The organism is Microbacterium sp. Se5.02b (assembly GCF_019464375.1).
Lineage (GTDB): Bacteria > Actinomycetota > Actinomycetes > Actinomycetales > Microbacteriaceae > Microbacterium.
The window spans coordinates 3,319,642-3,337,196 of record NZ_CP080491.1 but is presented as its reverse complement, the minus strand read 5'-3'; the positions used below and the strand labels follow the sequence as shown (position 1 = coordinate 3,337,196).

Genomic DNA, 17,555 nt, shown 5'->3' with positions numbered 1-17,555 from the left:
AGTATGGTTGACCTCGATCAACTTTCTACGCAGGAGCGTCAACCCCGTGACAAACACCCCATCCGCAATTCCCGAGACGACGCGCTCGGCCCGCGAGGTCTTCACCGCGATCTCCGGCCTCGTCGTCGGCATGTTCGTCGCCGTGCTCTCGGGCACGGTCGTGTCCACCTCGATGCCGGTCATCATCGCCGACCTCGGCGGCACCCAGTCCCAGTACACCTGGGTCATCACCGCGAGCCTTCTGGCGACCGCCGTCTCCACCCCCATCTGGGGCAAGCTCGCCGACCTGGTCGACCGCAAGGTCCTCGTCCAGATCTCCCTCATCCTCTTCACCGTCGGCACGGTGATCGCCGGCTTCTCGACCGACACGAACATGCTCATCGCGGTCCGTGTCATCCAGGGCATCGGCGTCGGCGGTCTGATGTCGCTGGTCATGATCGCGGTGGCCCTCATCATCTCGCCGCGCGAGCGCGGCAAGTACATGGGCGTCGTCGGCGGCATCATGGCCCTCGGCACCATCGGCGGCCCGCTGCTCGGCGGACTCCTCACCGACGTGTGGGGCTGGCGCTCCAACTTCTTCGTCGGCGTCCCGTTCGCGATCCTCGCGCTCGTGCTGCTGCAGTTCACCCTGCACCTGCCGAAGCCCCAGCGCGACAGCAAGGTGTCGATCGACTACTTCGGCATCGTGCTGCTCGCCGTCGGCGTCTCGACGCTGCTGATCTGGGTCTCCATGGGCGGCAACCAGTTCGACTGGGACTCCTCGACGAGCATCATGCTCATCGTCACCGCCGGTGTCGCGATCGCCGCGTTCATCACAGTCGAGTTCTTCGTCAAGGAACCGATCGTCCCGATGTCGCTGTTCCGCAACCGCACCTTCACGCTGTCGGTCATCGCCTCGATCGCCATCGGCGTCTCGATGTTCGCCACCTCGGTGTTCCTCGCGCAGTACTTCCAGCTGGCCCGTGGCGCCACGCCCACCGAGTCCGGCCTCATGACCATCCCGATGATCATCGGCCAGATGGGTGCGTCGATCATCATCGGCCAGCTCGTCAGCCGCTTCGGCAAGTGGAAGGGCTGGATGCTGACCGGCTCTGTCCTCGCGACCGTCGGCGTCAGCCTGATGGCCACCCTGCGCTACGACACCCCGTTCCCGCTCGTCGCGGTCTACATGTTCGTCCTCGGCGCCGGACTCGGCATGGTCATGCAGAACCTGACGCTCATCGTGCAGAACGACACCGCGCCGCAGCAGCTGGGTGCGGCCTCGTCGAACGTGAACTTCTTCCGCACGATCGCCGGCACCATCGGCGTCACCGTGATGGGGTCGCTGCTGTCAACGAGCGTCGCGAACTACATCACGGATGCGCTCGACGGCTTCACGCCGACGACGCCTGACGAGGTCGAGGCGCTGAAGCACCTCGCCTCGGGTGACGTCCCCAAGGTCGGACAGCTGCCCGACACGATCCGCGCGATTGTGGAAGGCGCATACGGCCACGGCATCGCCGACGCGTTCATCATCGCCATCCCGCTCGCCGTGATCGCCATCATCGCGATCGCGTTCATCAAGAACAAGCCGCTGTCGACGAAGAACGCCGCCGAGCAGATGCTCGAGCAGGCCGAGGAGTCGGTGATCGAGGTCTCCGAGGCCGAGGTCGGAGCGTCGCTCTCGACGGGCGCAATCCGCATCGAGACTGCCGCGGGCGCATCGCCCACGACGGGTTCGGTGCGTGTGCTCGAGCGCGAAGATCGGGACCAGGACCGCTGACATGCTGCCCCCGGGAGCGGTCGCCTCGACGGATGTCGACAGTGCGCTCGGTGATCTCCAGGCCGACCTGAACCTCATCTTCGCGAGGACCAGGTCGCTCTGGAGAGAGTCGGCGGCGCGCGTGCACCCCGACCTGCAGGTCGCCGGTTACAAGCTGCTGACCTTCATCGCCCGTGCCGGCACCGCCAACGCCCACGAACTGGCGGAGCGGTTCGAGATGGACAAGTCGGTCATCAGCCGCCAGGTGCGGATGCTCGAGGAACTGGAGCTGCTCGAGTCCCGGCCCGACGAACGTGACGGTCGGCTTCGGGTTCTGACGGCCACCCCGCACGCCTGCACCGCGCTCGCCGAAGTGCGCCGAGAGTACGGCACCCGGCTGCAGGCCGTGATCGACGAGCTGACCGCCGAGGAGATCCACGCGGCCTCCAAGGTCTTCCGGTTGCTCTCCGAGGTCTGAGCCGAAGCCCCGCTGTCACGATCGACAGCGGGGCTTCGCCGTACACTGGCGAGCATGAGCGCCTCCTCCGACGCCCCTGCCGAGACCCCCGCATCCGCCGTCGATGCCGACCGGCTGGGAGACGCGGACCTCGACCAGGCCGTCACCAGGGTCGAGCACGAACTGGGGCGGCTCTTCGCACGGATCCGGGTGAGCTGGCGCGAGGCGGCAGCGACCGTGCACCCCGACCTGCAGCCGCTCGGCTACCAGGTGCTGACATCGATCGCGAGCGGCAAGGCGACATCCGCCGGAGCGATCATCGAGCGCCTGCAGACCGACAAGTCGGCGGTGAGCCGCCAGGTGCGTCAGCTCGAACAGCTGGGACTCGTCGAGAGCGTGCAGGACCCCGATGATCGGCGCGCGCGAGTGCTGGTGGCGACTGATCTCGCTCAGGAGCGCGTCGCCCTTGCCCGCTCGCAGTATGAGGGACGCATCGGGGAGCGGCTCCGCCGATGGACGGCCGCCGACCTCGACCACTTCGCCGACCTGCTCGCCGCCCTCGGGGGCAACTGAGGGGAATACGAGGGGCTGCGCGCGGCTTACCTCCCACTGTGAGTCTCTACGAACCGGCCGTCTTCGGCGCCCTGCAGCTGTCCAACCGCGTCGTGATGGCGCCGCTCACCCGCACGCGTGCGGACGATGACGGCGTGCCCACCGCGACGATGGCGGAGTACTACCGGCAGCGCGCAGAGCAGGGCCTCATCATCTCCGAGGGCACCTGGCCGGCAGCGGAGGGCAAGTCGTACGCGGGCCAGCCGGGCATCGTCACGGCCGCGCAGATCGACGGATGGCGTCCGGTCGCCGACGCGGTCCATGCCGCGGGTGGAACGATCGTGATGCAGCTCATGCACGGCGGTCGAGTCGGGCATCCGGAGATCTCGGGGAGCCGCGGGTCGTCGCGCCCAGTGCTCTCGCCGCTCCGGGGCAGACGCACACGCCGGTGGGCAAGGCCGATCTTCCCGTGGCCCATGCGCTCACCCTCGACGAGATCCCCGTGGTGGTCGAGCAGTTCGCGCAGGCCGCACGCAACGCGATCGCCGCGGGTTTCGACGGCGTCGAGGTGCACGGGGCGAACGGGTACCTCGTCCACGAGTTCCTGTCGCCCGTGTCGAACGTCCGTGACGACCGCTACGGCGGATCGCCCGAGAACCGCGCCCGCTTCGCGATCGAGGTCGCCGCGGCCGTGGCGGCTGCCGTCGGCGCCGACCGCACCGGCATCCGTCTCTCGCCACAGCACGACATCCAGGGTGTCCTGGAGCAGGACGACGCGGATGTCCTGGCGACGTACACCGCTGTCGCCGAGGGGCTCGCACCCCTCGGTCTCGCCTTCATCGACGTGCTCCACATCGACCCGACGGGCGAGCTCATCCAGCACATCCGCCGTACCGCAGGCGCACCCCTCATCGCGAACACCGGCTTCGCCGTCGACACGACCCGGGAGGCGGCCGAGGCGCTCGTCGCCGACGGGTGGGCGGATGCCGTCGCCGCAGGGCGTCCCGTGATCGCGAACCCCGACCTGGTCGAGCGCTGGCGCGAAGACGCGGAGCTCAACGCACCGCGGCCCGAACTGTTCTACGGTCGCACCCCGGAGGGGTACACCGACTACCCCGCGCTGGAGGGCGTGCGCGCCGGCGTGTGATCGGCCGCCCACGCGGCACCGTCAGTTCGCCAGGATCATCCGATCCAGGTTGACGTAGTTCGTGCTGCCGCTGCCGGCATCCATCCGAAGGTCGATCCGGTTGTATCCGGAGACGAGCGGGACGCTGACCGTCTTCGTCTGCCAGTCTCCCCAGCTCGATGTTCCGGGGAAGGCGACCGAGATCGAAGTCCCGTTGACCGTCAGCGCTCTGACCGCGTTCCCGGCAGCCGCCGTGTAGTGGAACCGGAGCTCATAGGTGCCGGGATCGACGACGTTCGCGTGGAAGGTGACGCCGGAGCCGTCGCCGATCCACCCTCCGATGTAACCACGGGCGCTGTACCCGCTCTGGCTGCTCTCCGAGATCACCCCGGAACGCTCGGCGTTCTCGGCTTCGTACGTGCGCGTGCCCTCGACGGGACCGGTGTAGCCGTCGGGTGCGGCCTGATGCATGATGGCGACGCTCGCGGCCGCCGCGAGGCTCTGCGTGGCCGAGGCGCTCAGCTCCGGTGCGGGGGCGGTCCAGTCGTAGGCTCCGATGCCCGCGCTGTTCAGGTGGTTCGCCGCCTGCGTCGCATTGTCGGTGAGCACCTGTTCGTACTGGGTCTGACCGCCCTCGTCGATGAGGGCGCGGATGTTGCGCGTGAGGATCGCCTTGAATCCGCCGGTGTCGTCCACGCCCTCGCGCAGGAACGTGCCTGACGAGGTCAGGTTGTCGACCGCCCAGTCCACGGCGGCGACAGCCCGCGCCAACTGCGTCGGGTCGCCGGAGTCGAGGTACATCTCGAGTGCGGCCCCGGCGTAGTTGCCCTGGTTGTAGGTCCAGTCCCAGTCGACGAACTGCCCCGTGCCCTCGATGTGGTCACGGAGCTTGCCGTTCACGTAGAAGTTCGCGTCGAGCCAGCTGAACAGGCTCTGGGCCGTCGTCTTGTAGGCGACATCGCCGGTGGCGGCGTAGATCCTCATGGCGGTGTAGACGGCGGTCGCATTCGTCGCGACGTTCTTCTCGTTGCGGTCGCCGTCGCCGATGTCGACGTTCTTCCACCAGATGCCTCCGCCGTACGTGGTGTCGGCGTATTGGGCGATGAAGTCGAACATCTCGATCGCGTCGTCGCGGTACTCGACGTCGCCCGTCAGCTCGAAGGCCCGGATGGCTCCCCGGGCCCACCAGCCGATGTCATCGTTCCAATCGTTGTCCCGGAAATCGGGGTACTGCGTCTGGAAGCCGTCGTAGACGTCGTCGATCATCTGCCGCGACTCGGCGCTGCCCGTGCGCTCATAAACGTCCATCACCATCTCCCAGAGCTGCGCCTCCCACCAGTAGTCGGTGTAGAGCCCGCCCTGCGGTCCGTGTGCATGCTCGGGATGGATCTGGTGATCGCTGTAGGTGAAGAAGTAGTTCGCGCTGTCGTCCCAGTAGACATCGACGAAGTCGCTGAACGCGTCGTCGGCCTGCGGCGCGGTGAGCGCCTGGGCCGGCTGGGGCACCAGGAGAGCGCCGACGAGCAGCGCAGCTCCGGCGAGGATGGTGGGTCTCTTCATTGAAATCTCCTCCAGGAATAAACATATTGAATGCGGTCAAGCTATCCCTGTCCTGGCGGGTGCGCAAGCCTTCCGGCGTTGCCGACTCCGCAATCTACATATTTATAGCTTTTAATAGACGGATTCCGATTTTCGTCCTATACTCGGCCGTGTCGTCCAGTGCTGGGCGAGTCCTGACATCTACCGAGGAGCACCGTGGCTCACACCCATTCGGCCTTCGTCCAGTCCGTCGTCGAGCGCGTCGAGGACCGAGTGGATCCGGCGATCGCCGACGTCTTCGCTCGCTGCTTCGCGAACACTCTGGGGACGACACTGACGGAGATGCCGGATGGCACGCTCTTCATGCTCACCGGTGACATCCCGGCCATGTGGCTGCGGGATTCGACGGCTCAGCTCGCGCCGTATCTGCACTTCGCGGCCGAGGATTCGGGCATCTCCGACATGATCGCCGCCGTGTCCCGTCGCCAGATCGAGTACATCCGTCTCGACCCGTACGCCAACGCCTTCAACGCGGAGCCGAACGGCGCCGGACACCAGTCCGACCTGACCGAGCAGTCGCCCTGGGTATGGGAGCGCAAGTATGAGGTCGACTCGCTCTGCTACCCGGTGCAGCTGGCTCACGACCTCTGGAGCGCGACCGGACGGACCGACCATCTCGGGGCGGCGTTCGCGGATGCCGCTCGTCGCATCATCGCGCTCTGGCGCACGGAGCAGGACCACGACGCCCGCTCCCGCTACCGGTTCCAGCGATTCGACTGCCCGCCCAGTGACACCCTCGTTCGTGACGGGCTCGGAGCAGCCACCGTACCGACGGGTCTCACGTGGTCGGCCTTCCGTCCGAGCGACGACGCCTGCACGCACGGGTACAACGTGCCGGGAAACATGTTCGCGGTCGTCGAGCTCTCCCACATCGAGGTCATCGCGAGGGAGGTCCTCGACGACGGCGACCTCGCAGGGAGCGCACGTGACCTCCGCGCCGAGATCGAGCGCGGCATCGCGGAGCACGCGGTGACCGCTGTCGCGGGGCACGGCGACATCTACGCCTACGAGATCGACGGCCGCGGCGAGATGCTCCTCACCGACGACGCGAACGTGCCCAGCCTGCTCTCCCTGCCTCTTCTGGGCTGGTGCGGGACAGACGACCCGCTCTACCTCGCCACGCGCGGCTTCCTGCTGAGCCCGGCGAATCCCACCTACGTTTCCGGTGCGCTCGCGTCGGGCACCATCGCGCGGGGCATCGGCAGCCCGCACACGCCGGACGGCCACATCTGGCCGATCGCGCTGTGCGTGGAAGGACTCACGACCGGAGACCGTGACGAGAAGGAGCGCATCATCCGTCTGCTGCTCGAGACGGATGCCGGCACCGGTCTGATGCACGAGTCGTTCCTCGCCACCGACCCCGAGGTCTACACGCGGCCCTGGTTCTCCTGGGCAAACGCGATGTTCTGCGAACTCGTGCTCGATGTGGCAGGGCTTCGCACCGTGGTGCGTCGCCCGCTCACGGAAGCGCGACCGGCATGAGCGCGCCGACCGCGACACCGCCGCGGCCCGCACCGGGAGCGTCCCCGACGCAGCCGACCGAGGCGGCAGAGCCTCGCCGCCGCAGAGGAGGCAACCCGTCCGCGAGGCAGATGACGCGGAACGCCTGGCTGTTCCTCCTCGTGCCCGGCGTCCTGTTCCTCGTGTTCATGGCGCTGCCGATCGTGATGGCCCTGGTGCTGAGCTTCACCGACTATGCGATCGTCGGCGACTTCGAATGGCTCGGCCTGGAGAACTACGCCGAGATCGCCGTCGACCCGTTCTTCTGGATCGCTCTGCGGAACACCGCCTATTACACGGTCCTCTACGTGCCGGCAGGGCTCGTCGTGGCCTTGGGCACGGCGATGCTCCTCAACCGACGGCACCGCGCGGTCCGCCTCTTCCGCACGCTCTTCTACATCCCGGTGGTCGCGTCGACCGTCGCGACCGCCACCATCTGGTTCTGGATGCTGAACCCGCAGAACGGACTCCTGAACGTGGTCCTCGGCTGGTTCGGCATCGACGGCCCGGCGTGGCTCTACGAATCGCAGTGGGCGATGATCGCGATCGTCATGATGAGCGTCTGGGCAGGTTTCGGCGCGAACATGATCATCTTCCTCGGGGGACTGCAGAGCGTACCCGGCGAGCTCTACGAGGCGGCGCGGCTCGACGGCGCGAACTCCTGGCAGCAGTTCCGATACGTGACGCTGCCATCGCTCACCCGCACGACGTTCCTCGTGTCGACGCTGCTCATCATCGGGGCCTTCCAGGTGTTCGACCAGGCGTACGTCCTGACGAAGGGCGGCCCGGGGAACTCGACCGTCACGATGGTCTACTACATCTACAACAAGGGCTTCGGGGCCCTCGAGATGGGCTACGCATCCGCCCTCTCGTTCGTGCTCTTCCTCATCATCCTCGTGTTCTCCCTGCTCAACGCGAAGCTCACGAACAGGAAGGGCGTCTGATGACCAATACGCTCAACGGCGGTCGGGCACTGGAGACGGCGCTCGCGGCGAGCACCGCCATGCGTCCGATCCCGACGACCCGACGCAAGACACCCCGGCAACGCCTCGGCACGATCGGCTGGTACGTCGGTGTGGTGCTGATCAGCATCGTCACGGTCGCCCCGCTCGTGTGGACCATCTCGACATCGCTGAAGCCGGCCACCGAGATCCTCTCCGGCGCTCTGAACCTCATTCCCGCGAACCCGACGATCGAGAACTACCTCCAGGTGTTCGAGGAGGTGCCGTTCGGGCGCTATTTCGTGAACTCCCTCGTGCTCGGCGTCGGCGGAGCGGCGACGAACATCTTCTTCGGAGCTCTCGGCGGATACGCCCTCGCCAAGCTGCGGTTCCGCGGCCGCGCGGCGGTGTTCGCCGTCTTCCTCTCGTCGCTCATGATCCCCGGGATCATCACCATGATCCCGTCGTTCCTGATCCTGCGTTCGATCCCGTTCGCCGGCGGCAACGACGTCTTCGGCCAGGGCGGACTCGGGCTCATCAACACCTACTGGGCCGTCATCATCCCCGGAGCCGCCGGCGCGTTCGCCGTGTTCTTCATGAAGCAGTTCTTCGAGACGCTGCCCGATGAACTCGGAGAGGCCGCGCGGATCGACGGCGCGAGCGAGTTCCGGATCTTCGCGATCATCTACTTCCCCCTGGCGAAGGCGGGGCTCGCGGTGCTCGGCATCATCAGCTTCCAGGCCGGTTGGAACAACTTCCTCTGGCCTCTCATCGTGCTCAACAGCCAGGACATGATGACCGTCCAGGTCGGACTCGCATCGTTCGTGAACAACTACGAGACCGCCTTCGGCCCTCTCATGGCCGGCACGGTCGTCGCGAGCCTCCCCGTGCTCCTCGTCTTCCTCTTCGCCCAGCGCTACATCATCGAGGGCGTCGCGCACGTGGGGACGAAGTAGCTCTCGTCGGTCGCACCCGCATCCCTGTCCGCACTTTCCCTCAGCACACCCGAACACCATCCGAACCACCAAGGAGATTTCGATGAAGAAGCATCTGCGAGCCCTCGCCCTGCTGGGCGCGGCGACACTGGCGGTGACCGTGGCCGGCTGCTCGGCCGGCGACACCGGCGCGGGCGACGGCCCCGAACCCGTCGTCATGTGGGGGTCCTGGTCCGGCGACCAGGTGAAGCAGCTCGAAGAGCAGGCCGCGCGATTCAATGATTCGCAGGACGAGTACGAGGTCAGCTATGTACCGCAGGAGCTGGTCGAGGAGAAGCTGCTCACCGCGCTGGCCGGCGGGCAGGTGCCGGATGTGGTGCTCTGGGACCGCTATCAGACCTCGCTCTATGCGCCGAAGGGCGCACTCGCGACGATCGACGAGTTCGTGAAGGAAGACGACATCGACACCGGTGTCTTCTACGAGCCGGCGCTCGGCGAGATGGAGGTCGACGGCAAGCTGTACGGCCTGCCCCTCCTCGTGGACAACCGTTCTCTGATCTACAACCAGTCGCTCCTCGATGGCGCAGGGGTGACCGCTCCGACGAACTGGGATGAGCTGCGCACCGCGGCTGAGGCCCTCACCGTGCGCGACGGCGGCAAGCTCACCCAAGCAGGCTTCGACCTCAGCGATCCCGGTCTGTTCAGCATGTATCTCGCCCAGGCGGGCGGAGAGCTGTTGAACGACGACGAGACGAAGACCGCGTTCAACAGCCCCGAGGGGCTCGAGGTGCTCGACTTCTGGCAGAGTCTGCTCGACGCGGGGGTCTACGAGCAGGGCTTCGGCGACACCGGCGACGCCTTCGCCGAGGGACGCACCGCCATGAAGCTCGACGGGCCGTGGGCGCTGTCGACTCTCGACAAGGTGGACGGACTCACCTACGGCGTCGCCCAGCCTCCCGCGGGCCCGGATGGTGACACCGGTGCCTACACGGGTGGCTTCGGGCTCGTCATCCCCGAGGGTGCGAAGAACGCCGAAGGTGCGTGGGAGTTCATGAAGTGGTGGACGACCGAGGCCGAGAACGGCGTCGCATTCGGTGAGATCTCGGGCTGGATCCCCGCCAACATCGATGCCGCGAACGACCCGTACTTCACTGAGGACGAGCATTACGCGGCGTTCATCGAGACGATGAACTACGCCCAGGCCCGCCCGAACGTCCAGGGCTTCTCGGATGTCGAGGGCAAGGCCCTCGTGCCGGCGCTCGAGCGCTTCCTCTCCGGTGAGATCTCCGCGAAGCAGGCGCTGTCGGACGCTCAGACCCAGGGAGATCAGATCCTCGCGAAGAACCGCTAGGCCGGCATCCGCCCGCTCCACCCGGTCGGGCGGCGACCTCGCGGCTCGTCGCCCGACCACCCGCACGTCGCCTCCGCGACACAGGAAAAGGAATCATGACCAGCACTCCCGCGCAGACCTGGTCCGCACATGCGGACGTCGCCCAGCGCAGCCTCGACCACTTCTTCGGGGTGGCGGGCACGCAGTACCTCGCCAACAGCCACCCGCACGATCGCGGGAACACCGAGGTGTTCAACTACTGGTGGCTCGCTCACGTGATCGATGCGCGAGTCGATGCGTGGGCGCGCACCGCCGACCGTGCCTGGCTCGCGGAGGCAGACCGCGCCAGAGCGAACATCATCGAACGCAACGGCGGCCAGCTCTTCAACGACTACTTCGACGACATGCTCTGGTTCGCGCTCGCGCTGGAGCGGATGCATGCGGCGACAGGGGAGCAGCGGTACCTCGATGAGGCCATCGCGATCTGGGACCATGTCGTCGCCGAGGGATGGAACGAGACCCTCGGCTGGAGCCTCGCGTGGCGCAAGCAGCAGCTCGCGTACAAGAACACCCCCGCGAACGGGCCGCTGGCCATCCTCGGAGTGCGGCTCAGCCGCGTGGATGCTTCTCGCGATTCCCTGACGTATGCGCGGACCGCGTTCGACTGGCTGACGACGAACCTCGTCGGCGACGACGGATTCGTCGAGGACGGGATCAACCGGAACGACGACGGAGCCGTCGACGCGCAGTGGCGGTTCACGTACAACCAGGGGCTCTACGTCGGCGCCGCCGTCGAACTGTATGCCGCGACGGGGAGCGCCGCTACCTCGAACGGGCGGTGCAGACCGCGGTCACCGCCGTGCGGGAGCTCAGCGACGGTACGGTGTTCCGCGACGAGGGCGACGGTGGCGACGAAGGGCTGTTCAAGGGCGTCTACTACCGCTACCTCGGTGAGCTCCTCGCCGTGCTGGCGGGTGAGGACGGCTTCGAGGACGAGCGCGTGCTGCTGGAGAGCTTCTTGCGGGCGAGCACCGACGTCCTGTGGGCGAACGGGCAGGTCGACGGCCTGCTGCGTCCGGGCAATGACTGGTCGGAGGCGCCGGCGGAGTGGATCCCGTACTCCACGGCGCTCAGCGCGATCTTCGCCGTCGAGCAACGTGCCCGGCTCGAAGCTCGTGCCGAGGGAGCCGATGCGGTGACGGTCGGGGCGGCTCGCACCGCCGAATAGTCCCCTGTCGTCTCGTCGATGCCCGTCGCGCTGCACTCGCAGCACGATGGGCATCGTGCGTCAGGGGCGAGGGGCGGCGGTCGAGGCGCCGAGCACGAGCTCGGTCGGCAGGACGACCTTCTCGATCGCGTGCGGTGTGGAGAGCTGGCGCTGCACGGACTCCACGCCCTTGATCCCCAGGTCGCGCTGCGCCTGACGGATGTGCGTGAAGCGGAAGATCCCGGTGTCGAAGAAGGCGTCGGGGTGGTCGAAGCAGACCACGGAGATGTCCTCGGGGATGCGCAGTCCGATGCGGTCGCAGGCCTCGCGCATCATCAGGGCGATGTTGTACTCCGCCGCCACGTATCCGGTGATGTCCGGATGCTCTCGCACGAATTCGACCAGACGCTCGATGTCGTCTTCGACGGTGTCGGTGCTCCCGGGGACGGTGGAGCCGATGGTGTGCAGCTCTGCACGGTTCTCGAGCGGGAGGTGATTCGTCGCGTGCGCGTGGATGTACCCGTTGCGTCGATCGTCGCTCGAGGAGACGTGGCTCGCCGAGCTCACGAAGCCGACGGTCTGGTGCCCGAGCCCGAGCAGGTGCTCGGTCGCCGTGCGTCCGCCGCCCAGGTTGTCCGAACACACGGCGGAGACGGGGATGCCGTCGAAGAGGCGGTCGAGGATCACCACGGGGAACCGTCGCGTGACGAGCTCGAGCGCGGCCGGCGGGATGTACTCCGATGAGCTGGGCAGGAGGATGATCCCCTCGACGCCCGCGTCGACGAGGGCCCGGATGCAGGCGTCCTCCTCGGACAGATCGCCGCCGGAGCGCTTGATGATGACGTGCGTGTCGGCGCCGGCAGCCGCGAGGATGCCCTCGATGATCTTGTTGCCGAAGGTGTCGTCGAAGCTCGTCAGGACGCAGCCGATCAGACGCGCCGAGCTCTCCGGATTCGCCCCGGCGCGAGCGATCGTGGGGGCCGAACTCGTCACCACGGTGCCGATGCGGGGGCGGCGCATGATCATGCCGTCGGTGCGGAGCAGCTCGAGCGCGCGCTTGATGGTGATCGGGCTCACATCGAACTGCTTCGAGAGCTCGGCCTCGGAAGGCAGTTTGTCGCCGACCGGGTAGGTTCCCTGAGTGATCGCTTCTCGCAACGACTCGTAGACCTGTTTGTAGAGCACTGTGGACCGTCCCCCTGCGCCGAATAGTTATATTAAATCTACAGCGCGAACTCGCGATCTGTCTCTTCGCGCGCGGATTCGATGAGTCACGCCCGCACCTGCGTCACAGCACGATGTCGCCCGAGGACTCGAGCGCCCGCCATCCGGAGTCACGTGCGCCACGGGCGCCGAGGGCATCCGCGTCGACCAGCGGCCCCAGGTCGATGCCGGTCAGGGCGGCGACGTCGGCGATCGGCACCTGGAACGTGCGGAACGACCCGAGGGGAGGGATCGCGAGAGTCGTCTCGCGCACGTCGACCAGGTCGGACTGATCGAGCACGAAGCCCGCAGCGGCGAGGCCGTCGGCTGCGTGCCAGGCGGCGATCTTCCAGAACCGGAGCGGGATGCGGATGCCCCGATAGGGCGGGTCGGCATCGGCGAGCACCGGAGCCGTGAACACCGACAGGCGCTGATCCGTCGCCTCGGCGTAGGCGAGCACGTGGTCTTCGAGGCCGAGCCAGAGCTCCTTCGACTGGTTAAAGTCGGCCGCCTGCGGTGCGGCGTTGGGGTAGAAGAAAGTCGCCCGGCTCGCAGCCCCGGCTTCGGCGACCTCGCCCCACCCCGGGTCGCGCCGGCGCACGAGGTGACCGCGGTCGAGGTCGTTCCCGGCATACACCGCCGGCCCGGTCTGCTCCTCGGCCGGAGCGCGCTCGTCGAGGCGCCACTCGCCGGTGCGCGGCAGGTCGCGAAGAAGGGCGCCGTCGATGTTGACCGCGGTCACGGCCGCGAGCCGGCGCACCGGATCCAACAGCACGCTGAACCGAGGGTAGGGGAGCGCCCGTACCGGCTGCGAGGGCTGGGGAGCGGCAGTGTCGTCTCGAGGAAGTCCGGGTCGTAGCCGTCGGTCATGCTCCCATGGTGCCCGGGGTCTCCGACGTCCGCATCCTCACTCCGCCTCGCTCACCCCGGATCGACGATGACGTCGAGCGCGACACCCGCGCACGCGACGCGCGGCAGTTCGGCGAGTCCGCTGCCGCGCACCGAGTCGCCGGTCGCCCAACGGGGATCGGTCGACACGACGACGCGACCGACGCCGTTCGTCAGGGTCACCTCGCTCCCGAGGGCGGCGAAGCGGTGCGTCAGGTCCTGTTCGACGGCCGACACCAGCAGGTCGAGCCCGGCGACCCCGATGCGGAAGCCGTCGACCTCGGCGGGCACCGCGATGGTGATCGTGTACTCGTCGCTGCACAGGTAGTCCACGTAGGGTCCCGCGACGTGCGGGTCGCCCGTCGCCATCGGCACCCGGAACCACTCGAGCGCGCTGTAGTCGATGTTCTCCTTGTTGAGCGACTGCGACGCGAGCACGAGCTGTCGCCGATCCTCGCCCTGCCACCAGGCGAGGTGGCTGTGCGCATCGGAGAGCAGGTCGATGGCTGCGATGAACCCCGATCCGTACACGGGCACTCCGGGGAGTGCGAGCGTCTTCAGTGCGTGCGGCTGCACGAGCGCGTCGATCTTCGAGCGCGTCAGCGGGCCCCCGGAACGCGCGTCGGAGACCTGGGCGGCGAAGGGCTCCACCCAGTCGACCAGGGCGCGGACGGGCGTGGAGAAGTAGTCCTCCACGATCGCGGCTGCGGCGTTGAGGGTGGTGTCTGTTGCGGCATTCATCGCGTCCTCCTGTGCACGTCGATGCGGGTCCTGGGGTCTAGCCGGTCGCTTGGATGCGGATCAGGGCGTCGATGGTCTCGGCGACCATGAGTTCGGTCCTCGCTCCGGCGGCATCGGGGTCGGCGGCCTCGACGGCGTCGATCACGGCGGCCAGGTGGGCGCCCTGCCGCCGAAGGTTCTCGGTCTCGTGCGCGACCAGGCGCAGGAACGGCGAGAGCTCCGCCTGCAGCTTCATCTGTTCCCGGGTGAGACGGGCCGACTGGCTCAGCGCGACGATCTCGATCTGCACGTCGTCGAGGAGGCGGCGCTGCGCTTCGGCGTCGAGCTCCTCGATGTGCTCCATGCGCCGCCGCACCCGCTGCGTCTCGCTGGGGTCGGCGCGCCGAGCGGCGAGCCGGACGCACGCGCCGGTGATGGCGGCGTAGTGCGCGCCGAGGTCGCGCAGCGCCAGGCGTGAGGTGCGCCGCACGGCCTCCCGCGCGAACGTCAGCGGGTCGGCGTGTGCGGCGACGAAGCTGCCGCCGTTGCGCCCGCGACGGGTGACGACGAGGCCGCGACCGCGCAACGCGAGCAGCGCCTCGCGCACGGTCACCGGAGCGACTCCGAGGCTCTTGCTGAGGTCGGCCTCGGAGGGGAGCCGCTCGCCGGCACGGAGGTGGCCACGCGTGATCGCATCGACCAGTCGGCGCTCGACGAGTTCGGCCCTGCCCTCGTCGCCGATCGGCTGGAACAGCGCGCCCTGGAGTCGGTGCGGCTGCTGGTGCTCGGGGTCGGGGAGGGGGTGGCAGAAGCGTGCGTCGGATGCGTCGTGGTGCTCGATGCCATGCTGCGATTCTCCCTTCCTCGATCACGATACCCAAGAAAGTCGTTGTTGACATATTACCTCTGGGTTTATATGTTTTGGTGAATCTTCCGAGTTCGACGACGATCCGAGGAGCGCGACATGATCGCCACGGCCCCCGCAGCACCCGCAGCATCCCCCGACGCCGCCCGTCCGGACGGGACGGTGACCCTCCGCGGAGTCACGAAGGCGTTCGGCGAGTTCACCGCCGTGCGCGAGCTCGACCTCGATGTCGCCTCCGGGGAGTTCCTGTCGATGCTCGGCCCCTCGGGCTCCGGCAAGACGACCGTGCTGCGCATGATCGCCGGCTTCGAAGACGTCACCCGCGGCAGCATCCACCTCTCCGGGGTCGACGTGACCCGCACGCCCCCGCACGCCCGGCCGGTGAACACCGTCTTCCAGGACTACGCCCTCTTCCCGCATCTGACCATCGCCGACAACGTCGGCTACGGCCTGCGCGTGCGCGGTGAAGGCAAGAGCGCCCGTGCCGCTCGAGTGCACACGGCACTCGAGCAGGTGCGCCTCGACCACGTCGCCGACCGCCTGCCGCATCAGCTCTCCGGCGGCCAGCGCCAGCGCATCGCTCTGGCCCGTGCGCTCATCCTCCGCCCCCAGGTGCTGCTGCTCGACGAACCGCTGGGTGCGCTCGACAAGCAGTTGCGGGAACAGATGCAGATCGAGCTCAAGCAGATCCAGCGCGAAGTCGGCATCACCTTCATCTTCGTGACGCACGACCAGGAGGAGGCGCTGACCCTGAGCGACAGGGTGGCGGTGTTCAACGGCGGCCGCATCGAGCAGATCGGCACCGCGCGCGACGTATACGAGCGTCCGCAGACCGAGTTCGTCGCCCGGTTCCTCGGCCTGTCGAACCTGATCGGCGGAGACCTCGCCGAAAGCCTCACCGGGGACCGTCGCACCATGAGCGTGCGTCCCGAGCGGATGCGGCTGACGGGTGCGGATGCGCCTGCGGCCACCGGCGAGGTGTCGCTCGCCGGCACCGTCAGCGAGGTCGTCTACACCGGACCGGCCACGCGCTACCTGGTCTCGACCGAGGCGGGCATCGACCTCATCGCCGAACGACCCAACTCCCGACACTCCGCCGAGGACGACCTCGGCCGAGGGCACCGCGTCCGCGCCGTCTGGTCTCCGGACCACGCGGCGCGGCTTCCCTGAAACACACCGCAGCACCCGAACCCCTGAAGAAGCACCCCGCAGCACCGATCACGAAGGAGCGATCCATGCGTAAGAAGATCCTGGCCACCACGGCGATGGCGGCCGTCGCCGTCCTGGCACTGTCCGGCTGTTCCGGCAGCGAAGACACCACCTCGGAGGGCTCCGGCGAGCTCCAGATCGACGTCCCCGACATCGCGATGATGGAGGAGCTCGGCGACAACGAGGGCGAGGTCAACATCGTCGCCTGGAGCGGGTTCGTCGAACCGGCCTGGAGCGATGCGTTCACCGCAGAGACGGGGTGCGTCGTGAACCGCCGTGTCGCGGGCACGAGCGACGAGATGGTGCAGCTCATGCGCACCGGGGACTACGACCTGGTCTCGGCATCCGGCGACGCCAGCCTCCGCCTGATCGCCGGTGGCGACGTGCAGCCGCTGAACCTCGAGCTCATCCCGAACTTCGGCGACGACATCGTCGAGGGCATGAAGGGACAGATCTACGACACCATCAACGGCAAGTCCTATGGCATCCCGATCGGACGCGGCGCGAACATCCTGCAGTACAACAGCGAGGTCGTGACCGAGGAGCCCACGAGCTGGGACGTCGCGTGGGAGAAGGACAGCCCTTACGCGGGCAAGGTCATCGCCTATGACGCGCCCATCTACATCGCCGACGCTGCGGTGTACCTGATGGCGCACGAGCCCGACCTCGGCATCACGAACCCGTATGCGCTCGACGAGGAGCAGCTGGCCGCGGCCGTCGACCTGCTCAAGCAGCAGAACGACCTCGTCTCGGAGTACTGGTCCGACCCCGCGGCGCAGATCACCTCGTTCGCCGGCGGTACCTCGGTTCTCGGCACCTCCTGGGAGGTGCTGCGCAAGCTGACCGAGGACGACAAGTTCAAGAGCATCCTTCCCGAGGAGGGCTCGACGGGATGGTCGGACGCCTGGATGCTGGCGACCGAGTCGAAGAACCCGAACTGCGCGTACGCGTGGATGGACTACTCCTCCTCGCCCGAGGTGAACGGCGCGATCGCGATGAACTTCGGCATGGCGCCGGCGAACGCCGCGTTCTGCGAGACCAGCGACGAGGCGAAGGCGCACTGCGACTACTTCAACGCCACCGACGAGGAGTACTTCGAGAACGTGTGGTTCTGGACGACGCCGATCGAGCAGTGCATCGACGGTCGCACCGACGTCACCTGCACCAACTTCCAGCAGTGGACCGACGCCTGGCTCTCGGTCAAGGGCTGAGCCGTATCGAGGGGCGGGTCGCACGGCCCGCCCCTCGCCCCCGCAGATCTTCCGCACTCACGAACGGGATC

At 67.7% G+C, this 17,555-nt stretch carries 16 protein-coding genes and 1 pseudogene; 12 read left to right on the top strand and 5 right to left on the bottom strand.

Annotated features, from left to right (window positions below; translation table 11 throughout):
* Positions 1-46 precede the first annotated feature (46 nt).
* The 4 genes and pseudogenes from K1X59_RS16715 to K1X59_RS16700 all read left to right on the top strand — a co-directional run bounded on the left by K1X59_RS16715 (position 47) and on the right by K1X59_RS16700 (position 3,897).
* Positions 47-1,762 carry an MDR family MFS transporter gene (locus tag K1X59_RS16715; protein ID WP_244632125.1) on the top strand — a complete coding sequence of 572 codons (1,716 nt, stop codon included), beginning with the start codon at positions 47-49 and terminating at the stop codon, positions 1,760-1,762.
* A gap of 1 nt (position 1,763) precedes the next feature.
* Positions 1,764-2,219: a MarR family winged helix-turn-helix transcriptional regulator gene (locus tag K1X59_RS16710; RefSeq protein WP_183150866.1), complete on the top strand. Its 456-nt coding sequence runs from the start codon at positions 1,764-1,766 to the stop codon at positions 2,217-2,219.
* Between the two features lie 54 nt (positions 2,220-2,273).
* The gene (locus tag K1X59_RS16705; RefSeq protein ID WP_183150865.1) at positions 2,274-2,771 is read left to right on the top strand and encodes a MarR family winged helix-turn-helix transcriptional regulator; all 498 of its coding nucleotides are present in this window, start codon (positions 2,274-2,276) and stop codon (positions 2,769-2,771) included.
* Positions 2,772-2,809: 38 nt separating this feature from the next.
* Positions 2,810-3,897: pseudogene (locus K1X59_RS16700) on the top strand (alkene reductase).
* 21 nt (positions 3,898-3,918) lie between these two features.
* On the opposite strand, the gene K1X59_RS16695 reads toward K1X59_RS16700, so the two are convergent.
* Positions 3,919-5,436 (bottom strand): glycoside hydrolase family 76 protein, encoded by a 1,518-nt coding sequence (locus K1X59_RS16695; RefSeq protein WP_183150864.1) that lies wholly within the window; start codon positions 5,434-5,436, stop codon positions 3,919-3,921.
* Positions 5,437-5,631: 195 nt separating this feature from the next.
* Between K1X59_RS16695 and K1X59_RS16690 the strand changes: the two genes are divergently transcribed.
* The 5 genes from K1X59_RS16690 to K1X59_RS16670 all read left to right on the top strand — a co-directional run bounded on the left by K1X59_RS16690 (position 5,632) and on the right by K1X59_RS16670 (position 11,380).
* Positions 5,632-6,957, top strand: a complete 1,326-nt coding sequence (locus K1X59_RS16690; RefSeq protein WP_183150863.1) for a glycoside hydrolase family 125 protein — start codon at positions 5,632-5,634, stop codon at positions 6,955-6,957.
* Positions 6,958-7,067: 110 nt separating this feature from the next.
* Positions 7,068-7,919 carry a carbohydrate ABC transporter permease gene (locus K1X59_RS16685; RefSeq protein WP_183150862.1) on the top strand — a complete coding sequence of 284 codons (852 nt, stop codon included), beginning with the start codon at positions 7,068-7,070 and terminating at the stop codon, positions 7,917-7,919.
* On the top strand, positions 7,919-8,872 hold the full coding sequence (locus K1X59_RS16680) for a carbohydrate ABC transporter permease (protein ID WP_210274186.1): 954 nt from the start codon (positions 7,919-7,921) through the stop codon (positions 8,870-8,872). Before K1X59_RS16685 ends, K1X59_RS16680 begins: the two co-directional genes overlap by 1 nt.
* An 82-nt stretch (positions 8,873-8,954) precedes the next feature.
* Positions 8,955-10,202: an ABC transporter substrate-binding protein gene (locus K1X59_RS16675; RefSeq protein WP_183150861.1), complete on the top strand. Its 1,248-nt coding sequence runs from the start codon at positions 8,955-8,957 to the stop codon at positions 10,200-10,202.
* A gap of 95 nt (positions 10,203-10,297) precedes the next feature.
* Positions 10,298-11,380: a glycoside hydrolase family 76 protein gene (locus K1X59_RS16670; protein ID WP_183150860.1), complete on the top strand. Its 1,083-nt coding sequence runs from the start codon at positions 10,298-10,300 to the stop codon at positions 11,378-11,380.
* 89 nt (positions 11,381-11,469) lie between these two features.
* Here the strand turns inward: K1X59_RS16670 and K1X59_RS16665 are convergent, their stop codons facing one another.
* The 4 genes from K1X59_RS16665 to K1X59_RS16650 form a co-directional block, all read right to left on the bottom strand.
* Complete coding sequence (locus tag K1X59_RS16665) at positions 11,470-12,573, bottom strand: GntR family transcriptional regulator (RefSeq protein WP_183150859.1); 1,104 nt, start codon at positions 12,571-12,573, stop codon at positions 11,470-11,472.
* A gap of 103 nt (positions 12,574-12,676) precedes the next feature.
* Positions 12,677-13,366: a DNA/RNA non-specific endonuclease gene (locus tag K1X59_RS16660; RefSeq protein ID WP_258566898.1), complete on the bottom strand. Its 690-nt coding sequence runs from the start codon at positions 13,364-13,366 to the stop codon at positions 12,677-12,679.
* 146 nt (positions 13,367-13,512) lie between these two features.
* Positions 13,513-14,220, bottom strand: coding sequence for a cache domain-containing protein (locus K1X59_RS16655; protein WP_183150857.1), 708 nt, complete (start codon positions 14,218-14,220; stop codon positions 13,513-13,515).
* A 37-nt stretch (positions 14,221-14,257) separates the two neighbouring features.
* Entirely contained in the window at positions 14,258-14,890 is a 633-nt protein-coding gene (locus K1X59_RS16650; protein WP_258567232.1) for a FadR/GntR family transcriptional regulator, read from the bottom strand.
* Here K1X59_RS16650 and K1X59_RS21835 point away from each other — a divergent pair.
* From K1X59_RS21835 to K1X59_RS16640, 3 genes are all read left to right on the top strand, one after another.
* Complete coding sequence (locus K1X59_RS21835; RefSeq protein WP_244632123.1) at positions 14,876-15,127, top strand: hypothetical protein; 252 nt, start codon at positions 14,876-14,878, stop codon at positions 15,125-15,127. The genes K1X59_RS16650 and K1X59_RS21835 overlap by 15 nt on opposite strands.
* Positions 15,128-15,163: 36 nt before the next feature.
* The gene (locus K1X59_RS16645) at positions 15,164-16,234 is read left to right on the top strand and encodes an ABC transporter ATP-binding protein (protein WP_183150856.1); all 1,071 of its coding nucleotides are present in this window, start codon (positions 15,164-15,166) and stop codon (positions 16,232-16,234) included.
* Between the two features lie 65 nt (positions 16,235-16,299).
* On the top strand, positions 16,300-17,484 hold the full coding sequence (locus tag K1X59_RS16640; RefSeq protein WP_183150855.1) for an extracellular solute-binding protein: 1,185 nt from the start codon (positions 16,300-16,302) through the stop codon (positions 17,482-17,484).
* Positions 17,485-17,555 lie beyond the last annotated feature (71 nt).